Annotated in this window: 25 protein-coding genes; 11 read left to right on the top strand and 14 right to left on the bottom strand. The window is 51.8% G+C overall.

Annotated features, from left to right (window positions below; translation table 11 throughout):
• Positions 1–575: 575 nt before the first annotated feature.
• The 3 genes from HV345_RS14010 to yobA are packed head-to-tail and all read right to left on the bottom strand — an operon-like array spanning position 576 to position 2,185.
• A complete protein-coding gene (locus HV345_RS14010) occupies positions 576–914 on the bottom strand; it encodes a YebY family protein (protein ID WP_003833793.1) in 339 nt (112 codons plus the stop codon).
• Positions 915–934: 20 nt separating this feature from the next.
• Positions 935–1,807, bottom strand: coding sequence for a copper homeostasis membrane protein CopD (gene copD, locus HV345_RS14015; protein WP_049271209.1), 873 nt, complete (start codon positions 1,805–1,807; stop codon positions 935–937).
• 3 nt (positions 1,808–1,810) lie between these two features.
• Positions 1,811–2,185 (bottom strand): CopC domain-containing protein YobA, encoded by a 375-nt coding sequence (yobA, locus tag HV345_RS14020; protein WP_049271207.1) that lies wholly within the window; start codon positions 2,183–2,185, stop codon positions 1,811–1,813.
• Between the two features lie 143 nt (positions 2,186–2,328).
• Between yobA and HV345_RS14025 the strand changes: the two genes are divergently transcribed.
• The 3 genes from HV345_RS14025 (at position 2,329) to exoX (ending at position 4,008) form a co-directional block, all read left to right on the top strand.
• Entirely contained in the window at positions 2,329–2,559 is a 231-nt protein-coding gene (locus HV345_RS14025; RefSeq protein WP_003034925.1) for a DNA polymerase III subunit theta, read from the top strand.
• Positions 2,560–2,665: 106 nt separating this feature from the next.
• A complete protein-coding gene (locus tag HV345_RS14030; RefSeq protein ID WP_016156222.1) occupies positions 2,666–3,322 on the top strand; it encodes a carbon-nitrogen hydrolase family protein in 657 nt (218 codons plus the stop codon).
• 23 nt (positions 3,323–3,345) lie between these two features.
• Positions 3,346–4,008, top strand: a complete 663-nt coding sequence (gene exoX, locus HV345_RS14035) for an exodeoxyribonuclease X (RefSeq protein WP_181635704.1) — start codon at positions 3,346–3,348, stop codon at positions 4,006–4,008.
• On the opposite strand, the gene ptrB is transcribed toward exoX, so the two are convergent.
• The 4 genes from ptrB to yebG all read right to left on the bottom strand — a co-directional run bounded on the left by ptrB (position 3,990) and on the right by yebG (position 7,678).
• Positions 3,990–6,065 (bottom strand): oligopeptidase B, encoded by a 2,076-nt coding sequence (ptrB, locus tag HV345_RS14040; RefSeq protein ID WP_181635705.1) that lies wholly within the window; start codon positions 6,063–6,065, stop codon positions 3,990–3,992. The two genes, exoX and ptrB, sit on opposite strands and share 19 nt — an antisense overlap.
• Before the next feature lie 86 nt (positions 6,066–6,151).
• On the bottom strand, positions 6,152–6,811 hold the full coding sequence (locus HV345_RS14045; protein ID WP_104652107.1) for a tellurite resistance TerB family protein: 660 nt from the start codon (positions 6,809–6,811) through the stop codon (positions 6,152–6,154).
• Between the two features lie 101 nt (positions 6,812–6,912).
• Complete coding sequence (gene yebF, locus HV345_RS14050) at positions 6,913–7,266, bottom strand: protein YebF (RefSeq protein WP_094761903.1); 354 nt, start codon at positions 7,264–7,266, stop codon at positions 6,913–6,915.
• A 121-nt stretch (positions 7,267–7,387) separates the two neighbouring features.
• Complete coding sequence (gene yebG, locus HV345_RS14055; protein WP_003833810.1) at positions 7,388–7,678, bottom strand: DNA damage-inducible protein YebG; 291 nt, start codon at positions 7,676–7,678, stop codon at positions 7,388–7,390.
• Between the two features lie 132 nt (positions 7,679–7,810).
• Between yebG and purT the strand changes: the two genes are divergently transcribed.
• On the top strand, positions 7,811–8,989 hold the full coding sequence (gene purT, locus HV345_RS14060) for a formate-dependent phosphoribosylglycinamide formyltransferase (protein WP_181635706.1): 1,179 nt from the start codon (positions 7,811–7,813) through the stop codon (positions 8,987–8,989).
• A 66-nt stretch (positions 8,990–9,055) separates the two neighbouring features.
• Here purT and kdgA read toward each other — a convergent pair whose 3' ends face one another.
• The 3 genes from kdgA to zwf form a co-directional block, all read right to left on the bottom strand.
• Positions 9,056–9,697, bottom strand: a complete 642-nt coding sequence (gene kdgA / locus HV345_RS14065) for a bifunctional 4-hydroxy-2-oxoglutarate aldolase/2-dehydro-3-deoxy-phosphogluconate aldolase (protein ID WP_016152768.1) — start codon at positions 9,695–9,697, stop codon at positions 9,056–9,058.
• A 34-nt stretch (positions 9,698–9,731) separates the two neighbouring features.
• Positions 9,732–11,543, bottom strand: a complete 1,812-nt coding sequence (edd, locus tag HV345_RS14070) for a phosphogluconate dehydratase (protein ID WP_181635707.1) — start codon at positions 11,541–11,543, stop codon at positions 9,732–9,734.
• A gap of 232 nt (positions 11,544–11,775) precedes the next feature.
• Positions 11,776–13,251, bottom strand: coding sequence for a glucose-6-phosphate dehydrogenase (gene zwf, locus HV345_RS14075; RefSeq protein WP_181635708.1), 1,476 nt, complete (start codon positions 13,249–13,251; stop codon positions 11,776–11,778).
• Between the two features lie 368 nt (positions 13,252–13,619).
• Between zwf and HV345_RS14080 the strand changes: the two genes are divergently transcribed.
• Together HV345_RS14080 and pyk are read left to right on the top strand one after the other, a co-directional pair.
• Entirely contained in the window at positions 13,620–14,489 is an 870-nt protein-coding gene (locus HV345_RS14080; RefSeq protein ID WP_019076523.1) for a MurR/RpiR family transcriptional regulator, read from the top strand.
• Between the two features lie 118 nt (positions 14,490–14,607).
• Complete coding sequence (pyk, locus tag HV345_RS14085; protein ID WP_181635709.1) at positions 14,608–16,050, top strand: pyruvate kinase; 1,443 nt, start codon at positions 14,608–14,610, stop codon at positions 16,048–16,050.
• Positions 16,051–16,095: 45 nt separating this feature from the next.
• On the opposite strand, the gene lpxM is transcribed toward pyk, so the two are convergent.
• From lpxM to znuA, 3 genes are all read right to left on the bottom strand, one after another.
• Complete coding sequence (gene lpxM / locus HV345_RS14090) at positions 16,096–17,067, bottom strand: lauroyl-Kdo(2)-lipid IV(A) myristoyltransferase (RefSeq protein WP_016152764.1); 972 nt, start codon at positions 17,065–17,067, stop codon at positions 16,096–16,098.
• Between the two features lie 119 nt (positions 17,068–17,186).
• A complete protein-coding gene (gene mepM, locus HV345_RS14095) occupies positions 17,187–18,506 on the bottom strand; it encodes a murein DD-endopeptidase MepM (protein ID WP_016152763.1) in 1,320 nt (439 codons plus the stop codon).
• Between the two features lie 15 nt (positions 18,507–18,521).
• Positions 18,522–19,466, bottom strand: coding sequence for a zinc ABC transporter substrate-binding protein ZnuA (znuA, locus tag HV345_RS14100; RefSeq protein WP_181635710.1), 945 nt, complete (start codon positions 19,464–19,466; stop codon positions 18,522–18,524).
• 78 nt (positions 19,467–19,544) lie between these two features.
• Between znuA and znuC the strand changes: the two genes are divergently transcribed.
• From znuC to roxA, 5 genes are all read left to right on the top strand, one after another.
• The gene (gene znuC / locus HV345_RS14105) at positions 19,545–20,300 is read left to right on the top strand and encodes a zinc ABC transporter ATP-binding protein ZnuC (RefSeq protein WP_016152761.1); all 756 of its coding nucleotides are present in this window, start codon (positions 19,545–19,547) and stop codon (positions 20,298–20,300) included.
• Complete coding sequence (gene znuB / locus HV345_RS14110; protein WP_016152760.1) at positions 20,297–21,082, top strand: zinc ABC transporter permease subunit ZnuB; 786 nt, start codon at positions 20,297–20,299, stop codon at positions 21,080–21,082. Before znuC ends, znuB begins: the two co-directional genes overlap by 4 nt.
• A gap of 153 nt (positions 21,083–21,235) precedes the next feature.
• Complete coding sequence (phoP, locus tag HV345_RS14115; protein ID WP_046274776.1) at positions 21,236–21,907, top strand: two-component system response regulator PhoP; 672 nt, start codon at positions 21,236–21,238, stop codon at positions 21,905–21,907.
• Positions 21,907–23,370 (top strand): two-component system sensor histidine kinase PhoQ, encoded by a 1,464-nt coding sequence (phoQ, locus tag HV345_RS14120; RefSeq protein ID WP_046274777.1) that lies wholly within the window; start codon positions 21,907–21,909, stop codon positions 23,368–23,370. The genes phoP and phoQ overlap by 1 nt, the downstream gene beginning before the upstream one ends.
• A 92-nt stretch (positions 23,371–23,462) precedes the next feature.
• Positions 23,463–24,584 (top strand): [50S ribosomal protein L16]-arginine 3-hydroxylase, encoded by a 1,122-nt coding sequence (gene roxA / locus HV345_RS14125; protein WP_181635711.1) that lies wholly within the window; start codon positions 23,463–23,465, stop codon positions 24,582–24,584.
• A 104-nt stretch (positions 24,585–24,688) separates the two neighbouring features.
• On the opposite strand, the gene pepT is transcribed toward roxA, so the two are convergent.
• The gene (gene pepT / locus HV345_RS14130; RefSeq protein WP_019076507.1) at positions 24,689–25,915 is read right to left on the bottom strand and encodes a peptidase T; all 1,227 of its coding nucleotides are present in this window, start codon (positions 25,913–25,915) and stop codon (positions 24,689–24,691) included.
• Positions 25,916–25,966 lie beyond the last annotated feature (51 nt).

Here is a 25,966-nt window from a genome sequence, read left to right on the forward strand (position 1 = left end):
TATCTCGTTATTGAGAAACTGAGTCCATGTATCAGGGGCCAGAACGGCATCAATTGATGGATAATTATACCGCTATTGATACAAGTGAGTCTAAACCTCTCGGCACTAGTGACAACTGAAATGCTGGCGCATAAGCAGACCATACGCCTGGAGAACAGGAAAAAATGGGCATCACGATCTGATCTTTTTCTGCGCAAATGAAGTGTAAATGTTAAAAGCAGTGTGGTATAAGGAAGAAATCCCGAATTGTGATATGCGGACAAATTTCGGAAACTTTCGGACATGATGTCCTAAGTGATTGAAATAAAATCCACATAAAAAGAGACCGAATACGATTCCTGTATTCGGTCCAGGGAAATGGCTCTTGGGAGAGAGCCGTGCGCTAAAAGTTGGCATTAATGCAGGCTAAGTTACCCTGCCATTTAAGAATAGATGACAGCGCCAGGTTTTCCAGTCCGCGACTAAAGTGGCCTGAAAAAAAGGACGATTGTCACACATCCAAACGTAAAAACCGCAAGTTCTCCTGAGAGAGCCTTGCGGTTTTTTATTGGAAATCAGAACGCTACATCTGACAATTAGCAGAGCTTTTCTGCACGCTCCACAAACGGTGCGAGGCTCATTTTTTCACCCGGTTTCGCCGGGTCGTCAATCTGGATAATCTCGATCGGCTTCGCCGTAGTTTTCCCACTCTCTACCTGCTGTCTGGCAACATCATTCAATGGGTATTGCACCAGCGTACTGGGATTGATGACATACAGCGCGTTACCCGGACGGCAGGTCAGCATCACCTCTTCCCGATTAAACGCCCACTTATCTTTGCCAACCTCAAAACGGCTGACGGTGATGACCTGTGGCGCAGCCAGCGCGGCCCCTGAACTTGCCAGTAGTAATAACGAGATAATGATTTTTTTCATGCGTTTTGCCAATCCATCAATCAGAAAGGTTCGAGGGTTGCAAACAGGCTGACAATCGCCAGCACAACGGCCCCAATTCCCCATTCCAGCTTAGTCATCCAAACAAAATAGAGTGTCATACTGCGGTTATCCTGCCGCATGCGTGGTACCAGAACATACCGATTCACCAGCGCAATCGCCACCATTAGCATCACCAGAGCACCTTTTAACAAAAGCAGTTGCCCGTAAGCCATGTGCCAGGGAACAGAAAAACCAACAATAAACAGCGCATTCATGATACCGGTAAGTAAAACTCCGATAACGAAAAGATGCCCGTAGCGGGAGAAACGCATCATAGTATTGATGGCCTGTTCCCGCCAGCGGCCTTGCGCCATTTGCATACAGTAAAGTACGGGCAGCAAACCACCGAACCAGGCGGCAGCGCATACCAAATGCAAGGCGTGGTTAACCTGCTGGATTGCCCCTGCGATACCGCTATGCAGCGTCGCGTGTCCGACGCCAGCCAGCAAAATAAACTGCGCAATCGTCAGCATTAACAGCCGTCGCGGCATGCTGCGCGGTACTATAATTACCACCACCAGCGTGACCAGTGCGAGGATAATCTGCCATAACCACACGCCGCCAAACTGCGTTTGCAACACGGCGCCCCATATGTCACTAGAAATAACATCCCGCCAGCCTGAGCCCATTAAACCACCCTGGATCGCCAGCATCAGCGTAGCGCTGATAAAGCTCCACGCTGCGGCATGTCGTTGTAGACGCAAAAAACGACGCATCATTAAACGACGAACCGAAACGGGAGCCAGCCATGCGCCGTAGAGCGCACAGCCAAACACCAGCATCAACGTGGTAAAATGGATAAACCGTAGTGCAACCCAGGTAAATTCCAGCATCGGTTATTTCACGCTAAAGGTATATTGCCCCTTTGTCTTATGACCATCCACGGAGACGACGTGCCAGTCGACAGTATATTTTCCGGCCTTAAGCGTTTGAGCAAGTGGAATAATCAGTTGTGTTTTGTCCTGTTCACTGCGTGATGCCTTGCCCGTTTTGATCTGTTCTTTGTTTGGGCCTGTCAGCGTTGCGCCGCTGAATCCCGGCTCGACACCTTCAGAGAAATTCAGCGTCAACGCCTGAGGAGATACCGCAACATCGGCATTAGCCGCCGGGCTTTGTTTTGTCAGGTGAGCATGAGCCAGGGCGGCGGGAGTTGCCAGAACGCTGGCGAGTACGATGAGAGCGTTGCGAAGCTTAGATGCAGATGAAGCCATTTCAACTATTCCTTTTTGTTATGTCTAATCTATAGAGAATAACCTTCTACAATGATCGAGTCGAGAATCATCATTTCGGTCTTGCCATTAATGCACACTCTTAGTAACTTTGCGCGCCGAAAGACAGAGAAAAGGAGAAGCCCATGAACATCAATCTGGCCAAACTTGAGCAAGCTGAAATGGATAAGGTCAATGTTGACCTGGCCGCGGCGGGTGTCGCATTTAAGGAGCGATACAACATGCCGGTTGTTGCCGAAGTCGTTGAGCGTGAACAGCCCGAACATTTACGCGACTGGTTTCGGGAAAGACTGATCGCGCATCGTCTGGCATCCGTTTCCCTTTCACGTTTACCCTACGAACCTAAAGTTAAATAAAACTTATATTACGTTACGATTCCTTACATGATGCCTGCTACAGTATAAGTATATTCTTAATCTATACTTTAAAGATGGTTGTAGACACTATGAAAAGGAAATCATTATGTCACACTGGAAAATCGCAGCAGCACAGTACGAACCTCTTCAAACCTCAGTTACCGAACATGTCGCGCATCACCTGCAATTCATTCAGGCAGCCGCTCAATGCCAATGTGAATTGCTGGTTTTCCCCTCCCTTTCCCTGTTGGGTTGTGTTGATGAGAATGACGCGCTCCCTGCCCCACCCGATGAAGCGTTGTTAGAACCTCTCGCGCATGCAGCCGTGACTTATCGCATGACGATTATTGCGGGGCTATCGGTAGAACATAACAATCGGTTCGTAAAAGGTATCGCGCTTTTCTCTCCCTGGATGACCTCCCCCTTAACGTTTCACCAGAGCCACGGGGCCTGTATCGCCAGACAGCAAAATGCCATCAGCGTTGTGGATAGCCAGCCGGAAGGTATCGATATCGACCCGGCGTATTCGTTATTCACCAGCAGTCAGTCTGTCAGTGAGCCCGAATTGCTCTCCTCCACATCTCGTCTACAGAGTTTCTCGCATAAATTTGCCATTGCGGTATTAATGGCCAATGCGCGTGGCAGCAGCGCGTTATGGGATGAGCAAGGTCGATTGATTGTTCGCGCAGACAGCGGTTCCTTACTCTTAACCGGTCAACGCACGCCACGGGGTTGGCAAGGTGATATCATTCCTTTACGCTAATCGTTTTGGGTCAGGAGCATGGCATGTTGCGCATAATAGATACGGAAACCTGTGGTCTGCAGGGAGGCATTGTTGAGATTGCTTCTGTCGATGTGGTTGACGGAAAAATAGTCAACCCCATGAGCCACCTGGTGCGTCCTGACCGCCCCATCACCCCTCAGGCGATGGCAATTCATCGCATTACGGAAGCGATGGTGGCCGATAAACCGTGGATTGAAGATGTCATCCCACAATATTACGGCAGCGAATGGTACGTGGCGCACAATGCAAGTTTTGATCGCCGCGTATTACCCGACATGCCCGGGGAGTGGATTTGCACCATGAAACTCTCCCGTCGTTTGTGGCCAGGAATCAAATACAGCAACATGGCGCTGTATAAATCGCGCAAGCTGAGCGTGCAGACGCCAGCTGGCCTGCATCATCACCGTGCCCTGTACGACTGCTACATCACCGCGGCACTGCTGATCGACATCATACAGACGTCAGGCTGGTCAGCAGAACAGATGGTCGATATTACCGGCCGTCCTGCGTTACTCACTACTTTCACTTTTGGTAAGTATCGCGGAAAACCTGTATCAGAAGTGGCTGAACGCGATCCGGGCTATCTGCGCTGGTTATTTAATAACCTCGACAGTATGAGCCCGGAGCTGCGCTTAACGCTGAAGCACTATCTGGATAACGCCTGAGCAGACGCATGCCCAGGCAGAGTCCCCTGCGCCAGTCCGATCAAAAACGCGTATTCCAGGGCCACGCCTTCGTATGATTTAAAACGCCCGGATTTTCCGCCATGCCCGGAATCCATATCCGTGCAGAGTAACAGCAGACGATCGTCCGTTTTCAGCTCACGCAGTTTTGCCACCCATTTTGCCGGTTCCCAGTATTGCACCTGGGAGTCGTGTAATCCCGTCGTAACCAGCAGATGAGGATAAGCCTGCGCTGTAACATTGTCATACGGGCTGTAGCTTTTCATGTAGGTGTAATACTCTTCGTCCTGCGGATTCCCCCACTCTTCAAACTCACCGGTCGTCAGGGGAATGGACTCATCCAGCATCGTGGTCACCACATCGACAAAAGGCACCTGCGCAATGACGCCATGGAAGAGTTCCGGGCGCTCATTAATGGCAACACCCATTAACATTCCTCCGGCGCTCCCCCCCATGCCATAACACAGCGAAGGCGCGCCATAACCCATTTTTAGCAGCGCGTCGCAGACGTCCAGGTAGTCATTGAAGGTATTTTTCTTGAGCAGAAACTTACCGTCTTCGTACCACTGCTGTCCTAACTCGCCGCCGCCACGCACATGAGCAATGGCATAAACAAAGCCGCGATCCAGTAAGCTCAAGCGGCTGCTGCTGAAATCGGCGTCCATGCTGGCGCCATACGAGCCATAGCCGTAGACCAGTAACGGGTTTTTCCCTTTCAGGAAATACTTTTGATGGTAAACCAGCGAAACCGGAACCTCGGTGCCATCACGCGCGGTGATCCAGACGTGTTCGCTACGGTAGTTCGCCGCATCAAATCCTGGGACCTCCGTCTGTTTGAGTACGCGACGCTCTCCGGTGTCCATATCCAGTTCAAACAGCGTGTCCGGTGTGGTCATGGAGGAATAGCCATAACGCAGGCGCGATGTCTCAGGTTCTGGATTATAGGCAAGCCATGTCACATACGCCGGATCATCAAAAGCGATACCGACCACTTCGCGCGTTTTACGATTAATCTGTCGCAGGCTGGTTAAGCCCCGCTGACGCTCTTCCACCACCAGCCAGTCTGTGAACAGCGTAAAGCCCTCCAACATGACGCTGTCGCGCGGCGGGATCAGCGTCTCCCAGGCTTGTTCATCACGCACACGGGTACGGTACAGACCGAAATTTTTACCCTGCCGGTTGGAACGCAGATAAAACGTATGCTGATAGTGATCGAGACTGTACTCGTGATCTTTGCGTCGCGCTAAAAAGACTAACGGCTCGGCATCCGCCAGTTCTGCGTCAAGCAGCAAAACCTCACTGGTGGTCGCGCTGGCGATATGAATAACCACATAATGTAACGAGGTGGTTTTATGCAGACTGACATAAAACATGTCATCGGCTTCTTCATACACCAGCTCATCCATTGATGACGGCGAGCCGACGGTATGCCGCCACACTTGATACGGGAGCAGCGTCGTTGCGTGTTTGCGCACATAATAGAATGTTTGCGAGTCATTCGCCCAGACCAGATCCGCTTCAACGTTTTCCAGCACTTCCGGATACCAGTTACCGCTTTGCAGATTGCGAAAACGCACGCCATATTGCCGACGAGAGAGATAATCTTCGGCCAACGCCATGATGGTGTTATCCGGAGATATCGCCAGTCCCCCCAGCGTATAAAACTCACTGTGGGCCGCGCGCTGGTTACCATCCAGCAAGGTGTCCCATTCATCCCACTCTTCACTGAAGGCAGACTGACGCTGATAAATGGCATATTCGCATCCCGGTTCATAAATATGCCGGTAGCGATAACCATTCTTCACATAGGGGGCGGAAGCATCCTGAGGCGGGATACGGTCGATAATCTCTTTCAGGACGCGATCCTGCAATGCCTGCTGCGAGGCCATAATCTGGCGGCCATACGCATTTTCTTGTTGCAGATAATCCAGCACTTCTGGCTGCGAGCGGGTGTCATCTCGCAGCCAGTAATAATTATCAACACGGGTATCGCCATGATTCGTCATGGCGTGGGGGATACGAGAAGCTTTTGGTAGCATGTCATTGTTCTTTTGCTTAAACATCCTATAAGGGTGGCAAAAGACAGCAATGATGCAAGCGAAACATGCACCTTAACGGTAAGTAATTAACCCGGTAAAGCCTGTTTTTGTTCCTTGAGATCCTGTTCAATGCCTTCACGAACATCCTGCGGGATCTTCAACGCATCGCCCAGCGCGTTCAGATAGCTACGCTCCATAAAGTGGTCGATATCAATCGCCGCACAGCTCAGGAAGTAAATTTCCAGCGCCTCTTCTTCGTTGCGGATCCCTTGTGCCAGGCGCTGAGGATCTAACGGTTGTTCAATCGCACGTTCGATCAGAATGCGGCCCTGCTCTTCCACGCCTGCTTCACGGAGCTGCTGCTCAATGGCGGTACGTTCTTTGGCATCAATATGACCATCGCTTTTCGCCGCAAAAACCAGCGCCAGGATCAGTCGTTCGGTTCGCTCATCCAGCGGTGAGCTTTGTGCACCGAACTGCGGTTCACCCTGATGCGCCGCGCGAACCTTATCCTTGTATTTGTTCCATAATACGGTACCGGCAACCGCACCGCCGCCCACCAGAAGCGCGCTGGTGCCGTATTTACTCAGTAATTTCCGTGAAGATTTGTTGGCAACCAGTAATCCTGCCAGACCGCCTAACGCGCCGGGAACCAGAAGTTTACTCAGCCCTTGCTCACCAGAAGATGACGCGGAAGATCCTTTTTGCCCAAGAAGAGATTGAAGTTGATTCAGCCAGTTAGCCATGTTGCCCCTCAAGTACAGACGAATAATCATCAAAGCGTACCCGAGGGGATGTCAGGAAGTGTTCAGGTCATCAAAAGAAGTGCAAATACCTTCTACCTTCGTTACTGCGACTGATACTCCGCCGTTCCGGCTTTGCAGTCGACTTTTACCTGGTAGTGAATATCCGCGCTTTTACCGCGAACCGTGAGGGGAACTGACCATTTCCCATCTTTGCCCGTAATATCGGGCGTGTTGACCCAGGCGACAGGATCGGCTTGCCCGACGCGTTTTTGATCGTCAGCCCAGCGCGCGATGCGATTTTGCTGATAATCACGTTTCACGCTCGCCGCGATACCGTCAGCATTCAGTCCTTCGCACTTGGGGAACTGAACATTCTTGCTTTCCATATTTGCCGCAAATACAGATACGCTGGCAGACAACAACAGCAGGCTCAACAACGCTCTTTTTTTATACATTCTTTTCTCCTTAATCTCCCCTTCGTCCTTCAGGTTGCCTGTTGCAACGTGAAAAGACGTCAGGGATTGCACAATGATTCAGGGAAAAGCATGGTACAAAACGTCAGGAGCGCAAGTCGTTTCAGGCAGCCTGAGTATCATCCTCAGCGTGCGCATCGTTTTCGACCGCCTGCGGAGAGGGCAGCTTGCCGTTTTTCAGAATGGCGCTCAGCACATCTTTCTGCTCAGCCAGCCACAGGGAAAGCGCTTCGCGCTGCTCGTCTTCCAGCGCTACCGGCGATTGCTCCAGCCATGTGTCGAGCAAATCTGCTGTATCAAGCATTTTGTCATACGCATCGGCTTCCTTTTTGCTGGTAAACGACATTTTTTCCTCACCTTCCCGAATGACTACGTATTTAACTTCAACCGCCATTTTTGCAGCCTCTTAAATTACCTGTATTTATGTACAGTATATTCTTTTTGCGCCTTGAAATCAACCTGGTAATAAAGACAGACGCAAACGTTTTCGTATATACTGCGCCCAGATATAACAGGGGATTAATTTATGACGTTATTAGGCACAGCGCTGCGTCCCGCAGCAACGCGAGTGATGTTATTAGGTTCAGGTGAACTGGGTAAAGAGGTGGCGATTGAATGCCAACGCCTGGGTGTGGAAGTCATTGCCGTGGATCGTTACCCCGACGCGCCAGCCATGCACGTTGCCCATCGCTCATACGTAATCAACATGCTGGATGGCGATGCTTTACGCCAGCTCGTCGAGCGTGAAAAACCACATTATATCGTGCCGGAAATAGAGGCGATTGCCACGGATATGCTGGTAAAACTGGAACAGGACGGTCAAAACATCGTGCCGTGCGCCCGGGCGACGCAGTTGACCATGAACCGCGAAGGAATCCGTCGTCTCGCCGCCGAAGAATTATCTCTACCGACCTCTTCTTACCGCTTTGCTGACAGCGAAGACCGCTTTCGCGAGGCCGTCGCCGAAATCGGCTATCCCTGCATCGTGAAGCCGGTAATGAGTTCCTCCGGTAAGGGACAGAGCTTTATTCGTTCCGCCGATCGACTCACTGAAGCCTGGAATTATGCTCAACAAGGCGGCCGAGCAGGTGCCGGACGCGTTATCGTCGAAGGCGTAGTGAATTTTGATTTTGAAATCACCCTGCTTACCGTCAGCGCCGTTGATGGCGTACATTTCTGCGCACCGGTAGGACATCGTCAGGAAGATGGCGATTATCGCGAATCCTGGCAGCCGCAGCAGATGAGTGACCTGGCGCTGGCTCGAGCGCAGGAGATTGCCCGTAAGGTGGTGCTGGCGCTGGGCGGCCACGGTCTGTTTGGGGTAGAGCTATTTGTCTGCGGTGATGAGGTCATTTTCAGCGAAGTTTCCCCTCGCCCTCACGACACGGGTATGGTGACCTTGATTTCGCAGGATCTGTCTGAGTTTGCCCTGCATGTACGCGCATTTCTCGGTCTGCCGGTTGGCGCAATCCGTCAGTATGGGCCTTCTGCTTCCGCCGTTATTCTGCCGCAGCTTACCAGCCAGAATGTCACGTTTGATAACGTACAGGCCGCTGTGGGCACAGGTATGCAAGTCAGATTCTTCGGCAAGCCGGACATCGACGGGAGCCGTCGTATGGGCGTTGTGCTGGCCACAGCGCAGAGTATTGAAGACGCGGTGACACGCGCGAAAGACGCGGCGGCACAGGTGAAAGTCGCAGGATAAAAAACGGGCCAGATGGCCCGTTTCAGACTCGCAGGCCCGGTAATGATTACCGGGCATTTTACGCAATTACAGCTTCGCGCCTTCTACTGCTTCACGAGCCAGCTTGGTAATGCGTGCGTAATCACCAGCTTCCAGGGCATCTGCCGGAACCAGCCAGGAACCACCGATGCACAGCACGCTTTTCAGTGCCAGGTAATCACGGTAGTTCGCCGGAGAGATACCGCCGGTTGGGCAGAAACGGACCTGAGAGAACGGACCCGCAATTGCCTGCAGCGCTTTAGTACCGCCGTTGGCTTCCGCCGGGAAGAATTTGAACTCTTTCAAACCGTAGTCCATACCCAGCATCAGTTCAGAAACGGTGCTGATGCCTGGGATCAGCGGAATAGTGCCTTCAGTTGCAGCTTTCAACAGCGGCTCGGTCAGGCCCGGGCTGATAGCAAACTGCGCACCCGCTTCAGTGACTTCAGCCAGTTGTTGTGGATTCAGTACGGTACCCGCACCCACGATAGCGTCGGGAACTTCTTTTGCGATCGCGCGAATGGCATCCATCGCACATGCGGTACGTAAGGTCACTTCCAGAACGCGCACGCCCCCTGCAACCAGCGCTTTTGCCATTGGCACCGCGTGTTCCAGTTTATTAACCACGATAACCGGTACAACCGGGCCAGTGGTCAGGATTGCTTCTGCACTTGTCTTCCAGTTTTTCATCAGAGTTTTCTCTCGCCTGATTACAAAATAAGTCTTAAAAAGTGATACAGGTTGCGCCCTGCTCCGCACCGGACAGCTTTTCACGCAACGCGTTGAACATTTCACGTCCCGTACCCACGCGCGATGCGCTGAGATCAGGAATGTGTGGCTGACGGGAGGCAAGTTCCTCTTCATCCACCAGCAGCGTCAATTCACCTGTCTGTCCATTCACACGAATGATGTCGCCATCGCGTACTTTTGCCAGCAGCCCGCCATCATAGGCTTCCGGGGTTACATGGATTGCTGAAGGCACTTTACCTGAAGCACCTGAAAGTCGTCCATCGGTAACTAACGCAATTTTGAAACAACGGTCCAATAATACACCAAGTGGCGGCATGAGTTTATGTAATTCTGGCATTCCGTTCGCTTTTGGTCCCTGATGGCGCACAACCACCACGCAATCCCGGTCAAGCAGACCGGCATCGAACGCGGGTAAGACATCATGCTGACTTTCAAAGACAACTGCCGGCGCTTCAATAATCTGGTTTTCTACCGGTACCGCCGACGTTTTCATCACCGCACGCCCGAGGTTACCGCTCAGCACTTTGGTGCCGCCGTGGTGGGAGAATGGTTGGTCAAAGGTGGCGATCACGTTGCTGTCCAGAGACTTCGCCGCCCCTTCGCGCCAGTCCAGTTCACCCTCGTTAAGCCACGGTTCCATGGTGTAGCGGGATAAACCGAATCCGGCAACGGTGTTTACATCTTCATGTAGCAGACCCGCATTAAGCAGTTCACGCATTAACACCGGTACGCCACCCGCCGCCTGGAAGTGGTTAATATCTGCCGGACCATTCGGGTACAGACGCGCCATCAGCGGCACGATATCGGACAGATCGGAGAAATCATCCCAGTTAATCAGAATCCCGGCCGCACGCGCCATAGCCACCAGGTGCATCGTATGGTTGGTAGAGCCCCCGGTCGCCAGCAGCGCCACAATACCGTTCACTACCACTTTTTCATCGATCATTTTACCGATCGGCATCCATTCATTGCCGTTGCCGGTCAGGCGTGTTACCTGACGGGCTGCAGCCGCGGTCAGCGCTTCACGCAGCGGCGCATCAGGATGTACAAATGAGGAGCCAGGCAGTTGCATACCCATAAACTCCACTACCATCTGGTTAGTGTTCGCTGTGCCGTAGAACGTACAGGTACCCGGAGCGTGATAAGACGCCGCCTCGGATTCAAGAAGCGCCATGCGATCGACTTTACCTTCAGCATACAGCTGACGGATACGCACTTTTTCTTTGTTCGCCAGACCGCTCGCCATCGGACCGGAAGGAATAAAGATTGACGGCAGATGACCAAATGACAGCGCAGCCATTACCAGGCCCGGGACAATTTTGTCGCACACGCCGAGGAACAACGCGCCGTCGAACATGTTGTGGGAAAGGCCCACTGCAGCAGACATCGCAATCACTTCACGACTGAGCAGCGAAAGCTCCATCCCATCTTGTCCCTGGGTCACACCGTCGCACATTGCAGGTACACCGCCAGCAACCTGGCCTACTGCATTGGCTTCATGCAGTGCTTTACGAATGATGGCCGGATAGTGTTCATACGGCTGATGCGCGGAAAGCATGTCGTTATAGGAGGTAATGATCGCGATATTGTTACGCAGCATGCTTTTCAGCGAGGCCTTATCGTCCGGCTGACACGCAGCAAAACCATGCGCCAGGTTACCGCATGCCAGTTGCGAGCGATGAACGGTAGTTGATTTCGCTTGTTCAATACGGGCGAGGTAGGCGGAACGTGTGTCACGAGAACGTTCGACGATACGTTGTGTTACGCGTAACAAATTCGGATTCATAGAGGCTCCTAAAATTTATCTGTCAGAGCGTTGGATCAACAATGTGTTTCAGTTGGGTAAAAATAGCTGAATCGCTTGTTGGCCGTAGCTCAGGGGCAAAATCGTTTCAGGCAGTGTAATAAAAAAAGCCCCGCGGGTGAATCCACGCGGAGCTTAAAAGTGCAAAAATTATTCTACAATCTGTGTTAGATCATGTTACCGGTAAAATAACATCTATGGGCTAGATGATATTTTACTCGAATTCGTTCCAGGAACGACCATCTCGGGTAATCATCGCCACAGAAGCAACCGGGCCCCAGGTCCCTGCCTGATACGGCTTCGGCGCGTCGTTGTCCATCGCCCAGGCTTCGGTAATTGAGTCGACCCACTTCCATGCTTCTTCAACTTCATCACGACGCACGAACAGCGCCTGAATTCCGCGCATTGTTTCGAGCAGCAGGCGCTCATAGGCGTCGGCAAGGTGCGTCTGGTTGAAGGTTTCGGAATAGCTCAGATCAAGCTTGGTAATTTGCAGATTATGCTTGTGATCCAGACCCGGCACTTTGTTCAGTACCTGGATATCGACACCTTCATCAGGCTGCAAACGGATGGTCAACTTGTTCTGTGGCAGATCCTGCCAGGATTCTCTGAACAGATTCAGCTCAGGCGTTTTGAAGTAAACCACCACTTCAGAGCACTTCGTCGGTAAACGTTTACCGGTACGCAGGTAGAACGGAACTCCCGCCCAGCGCCAGTTATCGATATCCACACGGATCGCCACAAACGTTTCCGTGTTGCTGCTCTTGTTTGCGCCTTCTTCTTCCAGATACCCCGGCACTTTTTTGCCCTGGGCAAAACCCGCGGTGTACTGACCGCGAACCGTTTTTTCACGTACGTTCGAACGATCGATACGACGCAGCGATTTCAGTACCTTCACTTTTTCATCACGAATGCTGTCGGCACTCAGATCGGACGGCGGAGACATCGCAATCATGCACAGGATCTGCAGCAGGTGGTTCTGAATCATGTCGCGCATTTGACCTGCCTGGTCAAAATAGCCCCAGCGGCCTTCAATACCCACTTCTTCCGCCACGGTAATTTCTACGTGATCGATAGTGCGGTTATCCCAGTTGTTCACAAACAGGGAGTTGGCAAAACGCAGTGCCAGCAGATTCAGGACTGTCTCTTTGCCAAGATAGTGGTCGATACGATAAACCTGACACTCTTCGAAATACTCGCCGACCTGATCGTTGATTTCACGGGATGTTGCCAGCGACGTACCCAGCGGTTTTTCCATCACAACACGGGCTGGTTTAGCATTCAGCTTTGCTTCACCCAGGCCTTTGCAGATCGCGCCAAAGGTGCTCGGCGGCATCGCGAAATAGTTAATGTTGGTACGTGATTTTTGATCCAGCATTTCGCCCAGACGGCTAAACGCGGCGGTGTCATTGACGTCCAGATTACAAAACTCCAGACGACCGCTGAGAGTCTCCCACAAACCTTCGTCGATTTTTTCTTTCATGAAGGTTTCGAGCGCTTCACGCACAACCTTGGTATAGGCTGCTTTGTCCCAATCGGCACGCCCTACCCCAATGATACGGGTTTCCGGGTTAATCTGGCCGGCCTTTTCCAGTTGATACAGGGAAGGCAGCAATTTCCGCCGCGCCAGGTCGCCCTTCGCGCCGAAAATGACCAGATCACATGCCTGGGCTGTTTGCGTTACCGCCATGTCATTCTCCTCAATTAAGTGCCTGGTGCTTTTGCCAGACACTGGTTGTAATTTTATTACAGTGCACTGTACTGCTTTTACGTGAATCCGGAAACCGTAAACGCTTATCCAGCCGTGCTGTTACCGCGAACAGTCGCTTTATGGGCGTTTGCCGTCGCAAATTGGACAAAAAAGTCGTCTTTTTTCGTACCCCTGAAGACGTAAGAAAACCCGACTCCGATCATGTAATGAAAAAAAACAACAACTATTCTGTCCATTTTGCCCCGTTGCTGCATTAGCAGGGGTAATATCTATACACGAAATTATGCCCCGATTTCTCCGTATCATTGAAATCGTTTTTGCCCATGACCCATGAGTCTACCTACATCATGAATATGCTGGAAAAAATCCAGTTAAAACTGGAACAGTTGAGCAAGTCAGAGCGTAAAGTCGCCGACATTATTCTTGCCTCTCCCGAGCGGGCAATCCATTCAAGCATCGCCACACTTGCTGTGGAAGCCAATGTCAGCGAACCGACGGTGAACCGTTTCTGTCGCAGCATGGATACCCGCGGCTTCCCTGATTTTAAACTGCATCTGGCGCAAAGTCTGGCAAATGGCACCCCATATGTTAATCGCAATGTGGATGAGGATGACAGCGTAGAATCTTACACGGGGAAAATCTTCGAGTCAGCGATGGCAAGCCTCGACCACGTCCGCCAGTCTCTGGATAACGCAGCGGTAAACCGGGCAGTAGATTTATTAACTCAGGCGAAAAAAATTGCCTTCTTTGGCCTCGGTTCTTCTGCCGCAGTGGCGCATGACGCAATGAATAAATTTTTCCGGTTTAACGTACCGGTAATCTATTCCGACGATATTGTTCTGCAACGCATGAGTTGCATGAATTGTAGCGACGATGACGTCATTGTGCTTATTTCTCATACCGGAAGAACCAAAAGTCTGGTGGAACTGGCGCAGTTGGCGCGGGAAAATGACGCCATGGTTATCGCCCTCACCTCTCCCGGCACGCCACTGGCGCGTGAAGCAACGCTGGCAATTACTCTCGATGTACCGGAAGATACTGACATTTATATGCCCATGGTCTCTCGACTTGCTCAACTGACCGTGATAGATGTGCTGGCTACAGGATTTACTTTGCGCCGTGGGGCAAAATTTAGAGATAACTTGAAGCGTGTCAAGGAAGCGCTCAAGGAATCGCGTTTTGATAAAGAATTACTCATCAAGAGTGATGACCGCTAAAAGCAATAACAATGTTCTACCCTTTTATCATCCGGGTCGTTCATTTACCGTTAATATTTGAGAACGACCGGATTAATGTTCACGCAACACCAAGTTGTTTCAGTCAACGGAGTATTACATGTCCAGAAGGCTTCGCAGAACCAAAATCGTTACCACGTTAGGCCCGGCAACTGACCGCGATAATAACCTTGAAAAGATTATCGCCGCGGGTGCGAACGTCGTACGTATGAACTTTTCTCACGGCTCTCCAGAAGATCACAAACTGCGGGCGGATAAAGTCCGTGAAATTGCCGCAAAACTGGGACGTCATGTAGCTATTTTGGGTGACCTGCAGGGACCTAAAATCCGCGTATCAACCTTTAAAGAAGGTAAAGTATTTCTTAACGTTGGCGACAAGTTCCTGTTAGACGCCAACCTCGGCAAAGGCGAAGGCGACAAAGAAAAAGTCGGTATTGATTATAAAGGACTGCCTGCTGACGTCGTCCCAGGCGATATCCTGCTGCTCGACGACGGCCGCGTACAGCTTAAAGTGCTGGAAGTTCAGGGCATGAAAGTCTTCACCGAAGTTACCGTCGGTGGCCCGCTGTCCAACAATAAGGGCATTAACAAACTGGGCGGCGGTCTCTCTGCTGAAGCCCTGACCGAAAAAGACAAAGCCGACATCGTCACCGCCGCGCAAATCAGCGTTGACTATCTGGCCGTCTCCTTCCCGCGCTGCGGCGAAGATCTGAACTATGCCCGCCGTCTGACGCGCGACGCTGGCTGCGATGCGAAAATTGTCGCTAAGGTAGAACGTGCAGAAGCCGTCTGCGACCAGAATGCGATGGATGACATCATCCTTGCCTCCGACGTGGTGATGGTGGCGCGTGGCGACCTGGGCGTTGAAATTGGCGATCCTGAGCTGGTAGGTATTCAGAAAGCGTTGATTCGCCGCGCACGTCAGCTGAACCGTGCGGTCATTACCGCCACGCAGATGATGGAGTCGATGATCACCAACCCAATGCCGACCCGTGCGGAAGTGATGGACGTGGCTAACGCCGTCCTCGACGGTACCGATGCCGTTATGCTCTCTGCAGAAACTGCAGCAGGTCAGTACCCGGCTGAAACCGTCGCGGCTATGGCACGCGTCTGTTTGGGTGCTGAGAAGATCCCGAGCATCAACGTCTCTAAACACCGCCTTGACGTGCAATTTGATAACGTTGAAGAAGCGATTGCCATGTCAGCGATGTATGCCGCTAACCACCTGAAAGGGGTCACCGCTATCATCACAATGACGGAATCCGGTCGTACTGCGCTGATGACTTCACGTATCAGTTCTGGTCTGCCGATTTTCGCCATGTCTCGTCATGAACGTACGCTGAATCTTACTTCCTTGTATCGCGGCGTCACCCCGGTTCACTTTGACAGCGAAACAGACGGCGTCGTTGCCGCCAGTGAAGCAGTGAACCTGCTGCGCGATAAAGGCTATCTGGTTTCCGGCGATCTGGTCATTGTGACGCAAGGCGATGTCATGAGCACCATTGGCTCAACGAATACCACGCGTATTCTGACCGTCGAGTAACGCCCCGTTTGATGTAAAAAAGCCTCTCGATTGAGAGGCTTTTTTTTATTTCTTCGGATAAAGATCTTTACGCTTATAAGGCTCAATTTCACCGGGTTTGCGCGTCTTAAGCAGTTTTAGAATCCAGGTGTATTGCTCGAGATGCGGCGTCACAAAGATTTCCACTTCTTCGTTCATTCGTCTGGCAATGGTGTGGTCATCCGCCGTCAGGATGTCATCCATCGGAGGACGAACCTGAATCGTTAAGCGATGCGTTTTCCCATTGTATACCGGGAACAGCGGCACCACACGGGCGTGACACACCTTCATCAGGCGGCCAATCGCCGGTAACGTGGCTTTATAGGTAGCAAAAAAATCCACAAACTCGCTGTGCTCAGGGCCATGGTCCTGATCCGGCAGGTAGTATCCCCAATATCCCTGACGTACAGACTGAATAAACGGTTTGATGCCATCATTACGCGCATGCAAACGACCACCGAAACGACGACGTACAGTGTTCCAGACAAAATCGAATACCGGGTTTCCCTGATTGTGGAACATCGCAGCCATTTTCTGTCCCTGGGAAGCCATCAGCATCGCTGGGATATCTACGCCCCAACCATGAGGAACCAGAAAAATCACTTTTTCATCGTTGCGACGCATCTCTTCGATGATTTCCAGCCCCTGCCAGTCAACCCGATGCTGAATTTTTTCCGGACCGCGTATGGCGAGTTCCGACATCATAACCATCGCCTGAGGCGCAGTCGCAAACATCTCATCGACAATAGCTTCACGCTCAGCTTCGCTGCGCTCAGGAAAGCAGAGGGATAAATTGATCAGTGCTCTGCGACGCGAGCTTTTTCCCAGCCGCCCGGCCATTCTTCCGAGCTTTGCCAGAATTGGATCGCGAAATGATGCCGGCGTTAACGAAATACCTGCTATCGCCGCCACACCCAGCCATGCACCCCAGTAGCGCGGATGGCGAAATGATTTGTGAAACTCTGGGATATATTCAATATTCTTTTTTTTCGTTTCCATGCTCTTCCAGTGTCTGGTGCGGCGAAAAGTAGATCTGCTGATAGTGTAGCGGCGCGCGATGCGCCGTACAAAATAAAAAAGCCGGCACGCATAGCGTACCGGCTCTGTCAGCGTGTTAATTAATCGAAACGCAACTGAGGAACAACCTCTTTCACCTGTGCCAGGTAATCGGTGCGATCCGACCCGGTCAGACCTTCTGTGCGCGGCAGTTTCGCCGTCAGAGGATTCACTGCCTGCTGGTTGATCCAGACTTCGTAGTGCAGATGCGGACCCGTTGAACGCCCGGTATTGCCAGACAGCGCGATACGATCGCCACGTTTCACTTTTTGTCCTGGTTTGACCAACAACTTACGCAGGTGCATATAACGTGTGGTATAGGTGCGACCATGACGAACCGCAACATAGTATCCGGCTGCGCCGCTGCGCTTCGCTACAACCACTTCGCCATCACCCACCGACAGCACCGGCGTCCCCTGCGGCATCGCAAAGTCGACACCTTTGTGCGGCGCAACGCGTCCGGTCACCGGGTTCAGACGACGCGGGTTAAAGTTGGAAGAGATGCGGAACTGCTTAGCCGTCGGGAAACGCATAAAGCCTTTCGCCAGTCCGGTACCGTTGCGGTCATAGAACTTACCGTCTTCAGCACGGATTGCGTAATAATCTTTACCTTCAGAACGCAAGCGTACGCCCAACAGTTGGCTTTGCTCACGCTTACCGTCCAGCATTTCGCGAGACATCAGTACCGAGAACTCATCGCCTTTTTTCAGTTTGCGGAAATCCATCTGCCACTGCATGGCCTTAATCACTGCGCTGATTTCAGAGCTGGTCAGTCCGGCATCTTTGGCACTGGCGACGAAACTTCCGCCCACGGTGCCTTTGATTCGGCTGTTAACCCAATCGCCCTGCTGCATTTCGCTGCTCATTTTGAAACCCGTCGCGGTGCGATCGTAAGTACGGGTTTCACGACGGGAGACTTCCCAGGTCAGGCGCTGCAAGTCACCTTCCGCGCCTAACGTCCAGGAAAGTTGCTGACCAATTTTCAGATTACGCAGTTGTTTGTCGGAAGCCGCGAGTTGGCTGATGTCACCCATATCGATGCCGTACTGATTCAGAATACTGCTCAGCGTATCGCCCGTGGAGACGACATACTCATGCACGCCGGCTTCACCAGACGTTTTGTCATCCAGTTCGTCCTGTGGGATAGCTTCGTCTTCCTGAGCGGCCTGATCGATAGGTTCGCTGGCCTCAGGCAATAGTGAACGAATCTCGCTTTTTTCCAGCTCGATAGTTTTGACGATAGGTGCAGAATCAGGATGGTAAACATAGGGCCGCCAGACAGCGACGGCCAATGTCAGTACGGTAAGCGACCCCAGCATAACGCGATGGGGCCGCGGCAGATTATTAAATGCCAGAGCGACAGAGCGGGCTATCTGTTGCACGTAATCACTTCCTCATTAATCTCCTTTCAGGCAGCTCGCATACTGGTTGGCTAATTGGTTCAAAAACGCTGAATAGCTTGTTTTACCCAGTTTGATATTCGTTCCGAGCGGATCCAACGTTCCCATTCGAACGGATGTCCCTCTCGCGACGGCTTCAACGACCGCTGGCCTGAACTGTGGCTCAGCAAAAACGCAGGTTGCTTTTTGCTCAACCAACTGTGTTCTTATTTCATGTAAACGCTGCGCACCAGGTTGAATCTCAGGGTTCACGGTAAAGTGACCAAGCGGTGTTAGTCCGTAGTGTTTTTCGTAGTAGCCATAGGCGTCATGAAAAACGAAGTAACCTTTTCCCTTGAGCGGCGCGAGCTCGTTACCTACCTGCTTATCGGTTGCGGCTAATTGTGCCTCAAAATCCTTCAGGTTGGCGTCAAGTTTGGCTCGACTTTGCGGCATAAGTTCCACTAATTTTTCATGGATTGCAACCGCTGAGGCCCGTGCTATCTCTGGGGAAAGCCAAAGATGCATGTTGTAATCGCCGTGATGGTGATGCTCGTCACTTTTTTCACTGCCGGCATCATTATGTCCATGATCGTCATCATCGTCGTCAACACCTTTCATGAGTAACGGCTTCACGTCATTGAGCTGCGCAATCGTTACCTGTTTTGCGTTAGGAATATTCTTGACTGATTTTTCCATAAACGCTTCCATCTCAGGTCCAATCCAAACGACTAAGTCCGCGCCCTGTAAGCGTTTTACGTCTGAAGGACGCAATGAGTAATCGTGTTCGGAAGCCCCGTCAGGCAACAGAACCTGGGTGTCAGTAACCCCGTCAGCAATGGCTGAAGCGATAAACCCCAGCGGCTTAAGAGAAGCCACGACAGCGGCATTTGCCGACTGTGTTGCACTACCCCAAAGAGCAGCGGATAATGCTGCGAAAAGAAGCGTATTTTTATGTAACATAATGCGACCAATCATCGTAATGAATGTGAGAATTGTGATATTATAACATTCTATAACTTCTGCAAGACTAAAATTGATATGACGACTTTGGTTTCACTGGAAAATGTCTCGGTCTCTTATGGTCAACGCCGCGTCCTCTCTGACGTATCGCTTGAACTTCGACCCGGTAAAATATTGACGCTTCTCGGCCCAAATGGTGCCGGGAAATCTACGCTGGTGCGCGTTGTATTAGGGCTGGTAGAGGCTGATGAGGGAGTTATCAAGCGTAATGGTCGATTGCGGATTGGCTATGTGCCGCAAAAACTGTACCTCGATACTACGCTTCCGCTGACGGTAAGTCGGTTTATGCGCCTGCGTCCCGGCACCAAAAAAGAAGATATCCTTCCGGCACTGAAGCGTGTTCAGGCCGGACATCTGATGAATGCGCCGATGCAAAAACTCTCTGGCGGGGAGACACAACGCGTCCTGTTGGCCCGTGCTTTATTGAATAAACCTCAGCTACTGGTACTTGATGAGCCAACCCAGGGCGTGGATGTCAATGGGCAAGTCGCACTGTACGATCTTATCGACCAGTTGCGACGTGAACTGGATTGCGCCGTACTGATGGTTTCTCATGACCTGCATCTGGTGATGGCAAAAACCGATGAGGTACTGTGCCTGAACCATCATATTTGTTGTTCTGGTGCGCCGGAAGTGGTTTCCATGCACCCGGAATTCATCTCAATGTTCGGACAACGCGGTGCCGAACAACTCGGAATTTACCGTCATAATCATAATCACCGCCACGATTTACAGGGTCGTATCGTCTTACGCCGGGGAAATGGTCACTCATGATTGAATTGTTATTACCCGGTTGGTTAGCCGGGATCATGCTGGCCTGTGCCGCTGGCCCGCTCGGCTCGTTTGTGGTCTGGCGTCGAATGTCTTATTTCGGTGATACGCTGGCCCACGCTTCGCTACTGGGGGTCGCCTTTGGCCTGCTGCTGGATGTAAACCCTTTCTATGCGGTCATCGTCGTCACCTTATTGCTGGCAGGCGGTCTGGTATGGCTGGAAAAACGCCCTCACCTCGCGATTGATACCTTACTGGGCATTATGGCCCACAGTGCACTGTCATTAGGCTTAGTTGTCGTCAGCCTGATGTCCAACATCCGTGTGGATCTGATGGCCTACCTGTTTGGTGATTTGCTCGCCGTGACGCCAGAAGATCTTATCTCCATCGCCATTGGGGTGGTTATCGTTCTGGCGATTTTGTTCTGGCAGTGGCGCAACCTGCTGTCGATGACCATCAGTCCGGATCTGGCATTTGTGGATGGCGTGAAGCTGCAACGCGTTAAGCTACTGCTGATGCTGGTCACAGCATTAACTATTGGCGTGGCGATGAAATTTGTCGGGGCATTAATTATCACCTCACTGCTTATTATCCCTGCGGCAACCGCCCGTCGCTTTGCCCGTACGCCAGAACAGATGGCAGGGGTTGCCGTTGGTGTGGGAATGATAGCGGTTACAGGCGGGCTGACCTTCTCGGCCTTCTATGACACCCCGGCAGGTCCTTCCGTGGTGCTGTGTGCTGCGCTGCTGTTTATCTTCAGCATGATGAAAAAACAGGCGAGCTAATGCGTATTTTAGCCGGATGGAGGCTATCGCCTTATCCGGCTTTTTATTTCATGAGCGAAATGCTTCCCTTCCCGCGGTTTATTAAATGTTTATCCCCACAGCCACATAATCAGCGTTAAACTATTTATACCGTTATTTTAGGGAGAAACGATGATGCGCGTACTGGTTGTCGAGGATAATGCTTTATTACGCCACCACCTCAAGGTTCAGTTACAGGATTTAGGGCATCAGGTGGATGATGCAGAAGATGCGAAGGAAGCGGACTATTATCTGAATGAACATCTGCCGGATATCGCGATCGTTGATTTAGGACTCCCCGATGAAGACGGTTTGTCATTGATCCGCCGTTGGCGTAGCAATGAGGTTTCGTTGCCGATTCTGGTGTTAACCGCGCGTGAAGGCTGGCAGGACAAGGTGGAAGTACTCAGCGCCGGAGCCGACGATTACGTCACAAAACCGTTTCATATCGAAGAGGTGGCTGCGCGCATGCAGGCACTGATGCGTCGCAACAGCGGTCTGGCATCGCAGATTATCTCTCTTCCTCCTTTCCAGGTGGACCTCTCTCGGCGCGAGTTATCCGTCAATGATGAAGTTATCAAGCTCACGGCGTTCGAATACACCATTATGGAAACACTTATCCGTAATAACGGCAAAGTGGTCAGTAAAGATTCGCTCATGTTACAGCTTTACCCGGATGCCGAGCTACGTGAAAGCCACACCATTGATGTTCTGATGGGGCGTCTGCGTAAAAAAATACAGGCGCAATACCCGAATGATGTCATCACCACCGTGCGTGGCCAGGGATATCTTTTTGAACTGCGCTAATGAATAAATTATTGCGTCATTTTTTCCCGTTATCACTGCGGTTGCGCTTTTTACTGGCAACCGCAGGCGTGGTATTGGTGCTTTCGCTGGCCTACGGCATGGTTGCCCTGGTGGGCTACAGCGTCAGCTTTGATAAAACAACGTTCCGCCTGCTGCGGGGTGAAAGTAACCTTTTCTATACCCTGGCAAAATGGGAGAACGGCAAGATAAACGTCGAGCTGCCTGAGAATCTCGATATGCAAAGCCCAACAATGTCGCTGATCTATAACGAAGACGGTGAGTTGTTGTGGGCGCAGCGCAATGTTCCCTGGCTGACGCACAGTATCCAACCGGAATGGCTAAAAGCGAACGGTTTTCATGAGATTGAAGCCAATGTAGATGCCACCAGCACCTTACTGGGCGAAGATCACTCCGCTCAGCAGCAGTTAAAAGAAGTCAGGGAAGATGACGACGATGCCGAAATGACCCACTCGGTCGCCGTGAACGTCTACCCCGCCACTGCCAGAATGCCACAGTTGACCATTGTGGTTGTCGATACCATTCCTATTGAGCTAAAGCGCTCGTATATGGTCTGGAGTTGGTTTATTTATGTGCTGGTCGCCAATCTATTGCTGGTCATTCCGCTGTTATGGGTAGCCGCCTGGTGGAGTCTGCGGCCTATCGAATCGCTGGCGCGTGAAGTCCGTGAGCTTGAGGAACATCATCGAGAGATGCTAAACCCCGCCACCACGCGCGAACTGACCAGCCTGGTCCGCAATCTTAATCGACTTTTAAAAAGCGAACGCGAGCGCTACGACAAATACCGTACGACGTTAACAGACCTCACCCACAGCCTGAAAACACCGCTGGCGGTATTACAGAGTACGCTCCGCTCGATGCGTAATGAAAAAATGAACGTGAGCGACGCGGAACCCATCATGCTGGAACAAATCAGCCGTATTTCCCAGCAGATTGGCTATTACCTGCATCGCGCCAGCATGCGTGGCAGCAGCGTGCTGCTTAGCCGCGAACTGCATCCAGTCGCGCCGTTGCTGGATAAACTCACCTCGGCGCTAAATAAGGTGTATCAGCGTAAAGGCGTCAACATAAATCTCGATATCTCACCCGAAATCAGTTTTGTGGGCGAACAGAACGATTTTGTCGAAGTGATGGGCAACGTGCTGGATAACGCATGTAAATATTGTCTGGAGTTTGTCGAGATTTCAGCGCATCTGTCCGAGGATCAGCTACACATTCTGGTTGAAGATGATGGTCCTGGTATTCCGCAAAGCAAACGGGAAGTGGTGTTTGACCGTGGACAGCGTGTCGATACGCTACGGCCAGGTCAAGGCGTTGGACTGGCGGTGGCACGAGAAATCACCGAACAGTATGACGGGCAGATTATTGCAGGCGATAGCCTGCTGGGTGGCGCGCGCATGGAAGTTATTTTTGGCCGCCAGCAGCCGGGGCAAAAAGACGAGTAATCGCCGCATGTAATAAATATGTACTGATTTCCCGCTTGCGGTTAAGTATCCGTTATAATCGGTTGCAGATACCAGCCTGCGGGATGCTCATTATGGAATACCAACTCACACTTAACTGGCACGATTTTCTTGAACGCCACTGGCAGAAACGCCCAGTGGTCTTAAAACGCGGGTTTAACAACTTTATTGATCCACTCTCTCCTGACGAACTGGCTGGACTGGCAATGGAAAGCGAAGTCGACAGCCGACTCGTCAGCCACCAGGACGGTAAATGGCAGGTTAGCCACGGTCCGTTCGAAAGCTATGATCATCTCGGCGAGAACAACTGGTCGCTGCTGGTACAGGCGGTCAATCACTGGCATGAGCCAACCGCCGCACTGATGCGTCCGTTTCGCGAACTGCCGGACTGGCGGATTGACGATCTAATGATCTCCTTCTCTGTCCCCGGCGGCGGCGTTGGCCCACATCTTGATCAGTACGATGTGTTTATCATTCAGGGAACCGGTCGACGTCGCTGGCGCGTGGGCGAAAAACTGCAGTTGAAGCAGCACTGCCCTCACCCGGACCTGCTGCAGGTCGCCCCGTTTGAAGCCATCATCGATGAAGAGCTGGAACCCGGCGATATCCTGTACATTCCACCAGGATTCCCGCACGAAGGCTATGCGCTGGAAAACGCCATGAACTATTCGGTCGGTTTCCGCGCGCCGAATACTCGCGAACTGATCAGCGGGTTCGCCGATTACGTTTTGCAACGTGAGCTGGGCAGCACGTATTACAGCGATCCTGACCTGCCGCCGCGCGATCATCCGGCTGACGTTCTGCCGCAGGAAATCGACAAGCTGCGTGAAATGATGCTCGGACTGATTAATCAGCCGGAACATTTCCAGCAGTGGTTTGGCGAGTTTATATCTCAGTCTCGTCATGAGCTGGATATTGCTCCACCGGAGCCGCCGTATCAGCCAGACGAAATTTACGATGCCCTGAAGCAAGGGGATGTGTTAGTGCGTCTGGGCGGATTGCGCGTATTGCGCATCGGCGATGACGTCTACGCCAACGGTGAGAAAATTGATTCCCCGCATCGCCCTGCCCTGGAAGCGCTTGCCAGCCATATTGTTCTGACGGCCGAGAACTTTGAGGATGCGCTGGAAGATCCGTCTTTCCTTGCCATGCTTGCCGCACTGGTTAACAGCGGATACTGGTTCTTCGAAGGATAATACGAACGGTGCCTGATGCGACGCTAGCGCGTCCTATCAGGCCTTTTGGAGTGAAATACTGTAGGCCGGAAAAGCAAAGCGCTATCCGGCATCTATCGATAAATTTACAGCTGCTTTGCGGTTAATTCCGCAATACGTACAATCACCCGCACCGCTTTTTCCATTCCTTCCAAAGTTACAAACTCATGTTTACCATGATAGTTGTAGCCTCCGGTAAACAGATTCGGACATGGTAATCCCATAAACGACAGCTGCGCGCCGTCGGTGCCACCACGAATAGGTTTCAGCACCGGCTCAATATCGCAATCGCGCATCGCCTTCTGGGCGATATCCAGCACGTGCGGATGCTCAATCACTTTTTCGCGCATATTGTAGTAGCTGTCTTCAATCACCAGTTCGATATAGCAATCCGGGTGTAACCCTTTGCCGACCTTTTTGGCGATCTCCATGATCTTGCGTTTGCGCGCTTCAAACTGCTTGCGGTCAAAATCACGGATGATGTAGTGCATATCCGCCCGATCGACCGTCCCTTTCATGCTCGCCAGATGATAAAAGCCTTCGTAGCCTTCCGTCGTTTCCGGGCTTTCGTCTGCCGGAACCTCAGCATGAATACGAGCAGCCAGCGACAGCGCATTCACCATCACCCCTTTTGCGGTACCGGGATGGACATTGTTGCCGACAATTTTGATATTAACCGACGCGGCGTTGAAGTTTTCAAATTCCAGCTCTCCCACGCCACCGCCGTCAACGGTATAGGCCCACTGCGCATCAAATGCCGCAACGTCAAAATGCTTCGCCCCTTTACCAACCTCTTCGTCCGGCGTAAAGGCCACGCGGATATCACCGTGCGGAATATCTTTTTGGATGAGCACCGCCAGCGCGGTCATGATTTCCGCCACGCCAGCTTTATCATCCGCACCCAGCAGCGTTTTACCGTCTGTGGTGATCAGCGTCTGACCCAGAAGTTGATGCAGCACCGGGAACATCACCGGCGACAGAACTTCATCACCAATGCCTAACGCAATATCGCCGCCGCGATAGTTTTCAACGATTTGCGGATTAACGTTTTTACCGCTGAAATCCGGTGAGGTATCCACATGGGAAATAAAGCCGATCGCGGGAATATTGCCAGCAACGTTAGCGGGCAACGTGGCCATCAGCGTCCCCTTTTCGCTCAGTGAAATGTTAACCAGCCCCATCTCTTCGAGCTGTTGTTTGAGCAGTTGTAATAACTTCCACTGTCCTTCGGTGCTGGGTACCTGCCGCACGCCCGATTTTGATTGGGTGTCCAGCGACACGTAGTGTAAAAAACGCTCAAGTAGTTTATCCATGCAGTCACCCTCACTTTTTGTGACAACATTATCAATAAGCAACAAAAGACA

Source organism: Citrobacter sp. RHBSTW-00986, from assembly GCF_013783065.1.
GTDB lineage: Bacteria > Pseudomonadota > Gammaproteobacteria > Enterobacterales > Enterobacteriaceae > Citrobacter > Citrobacter braakii.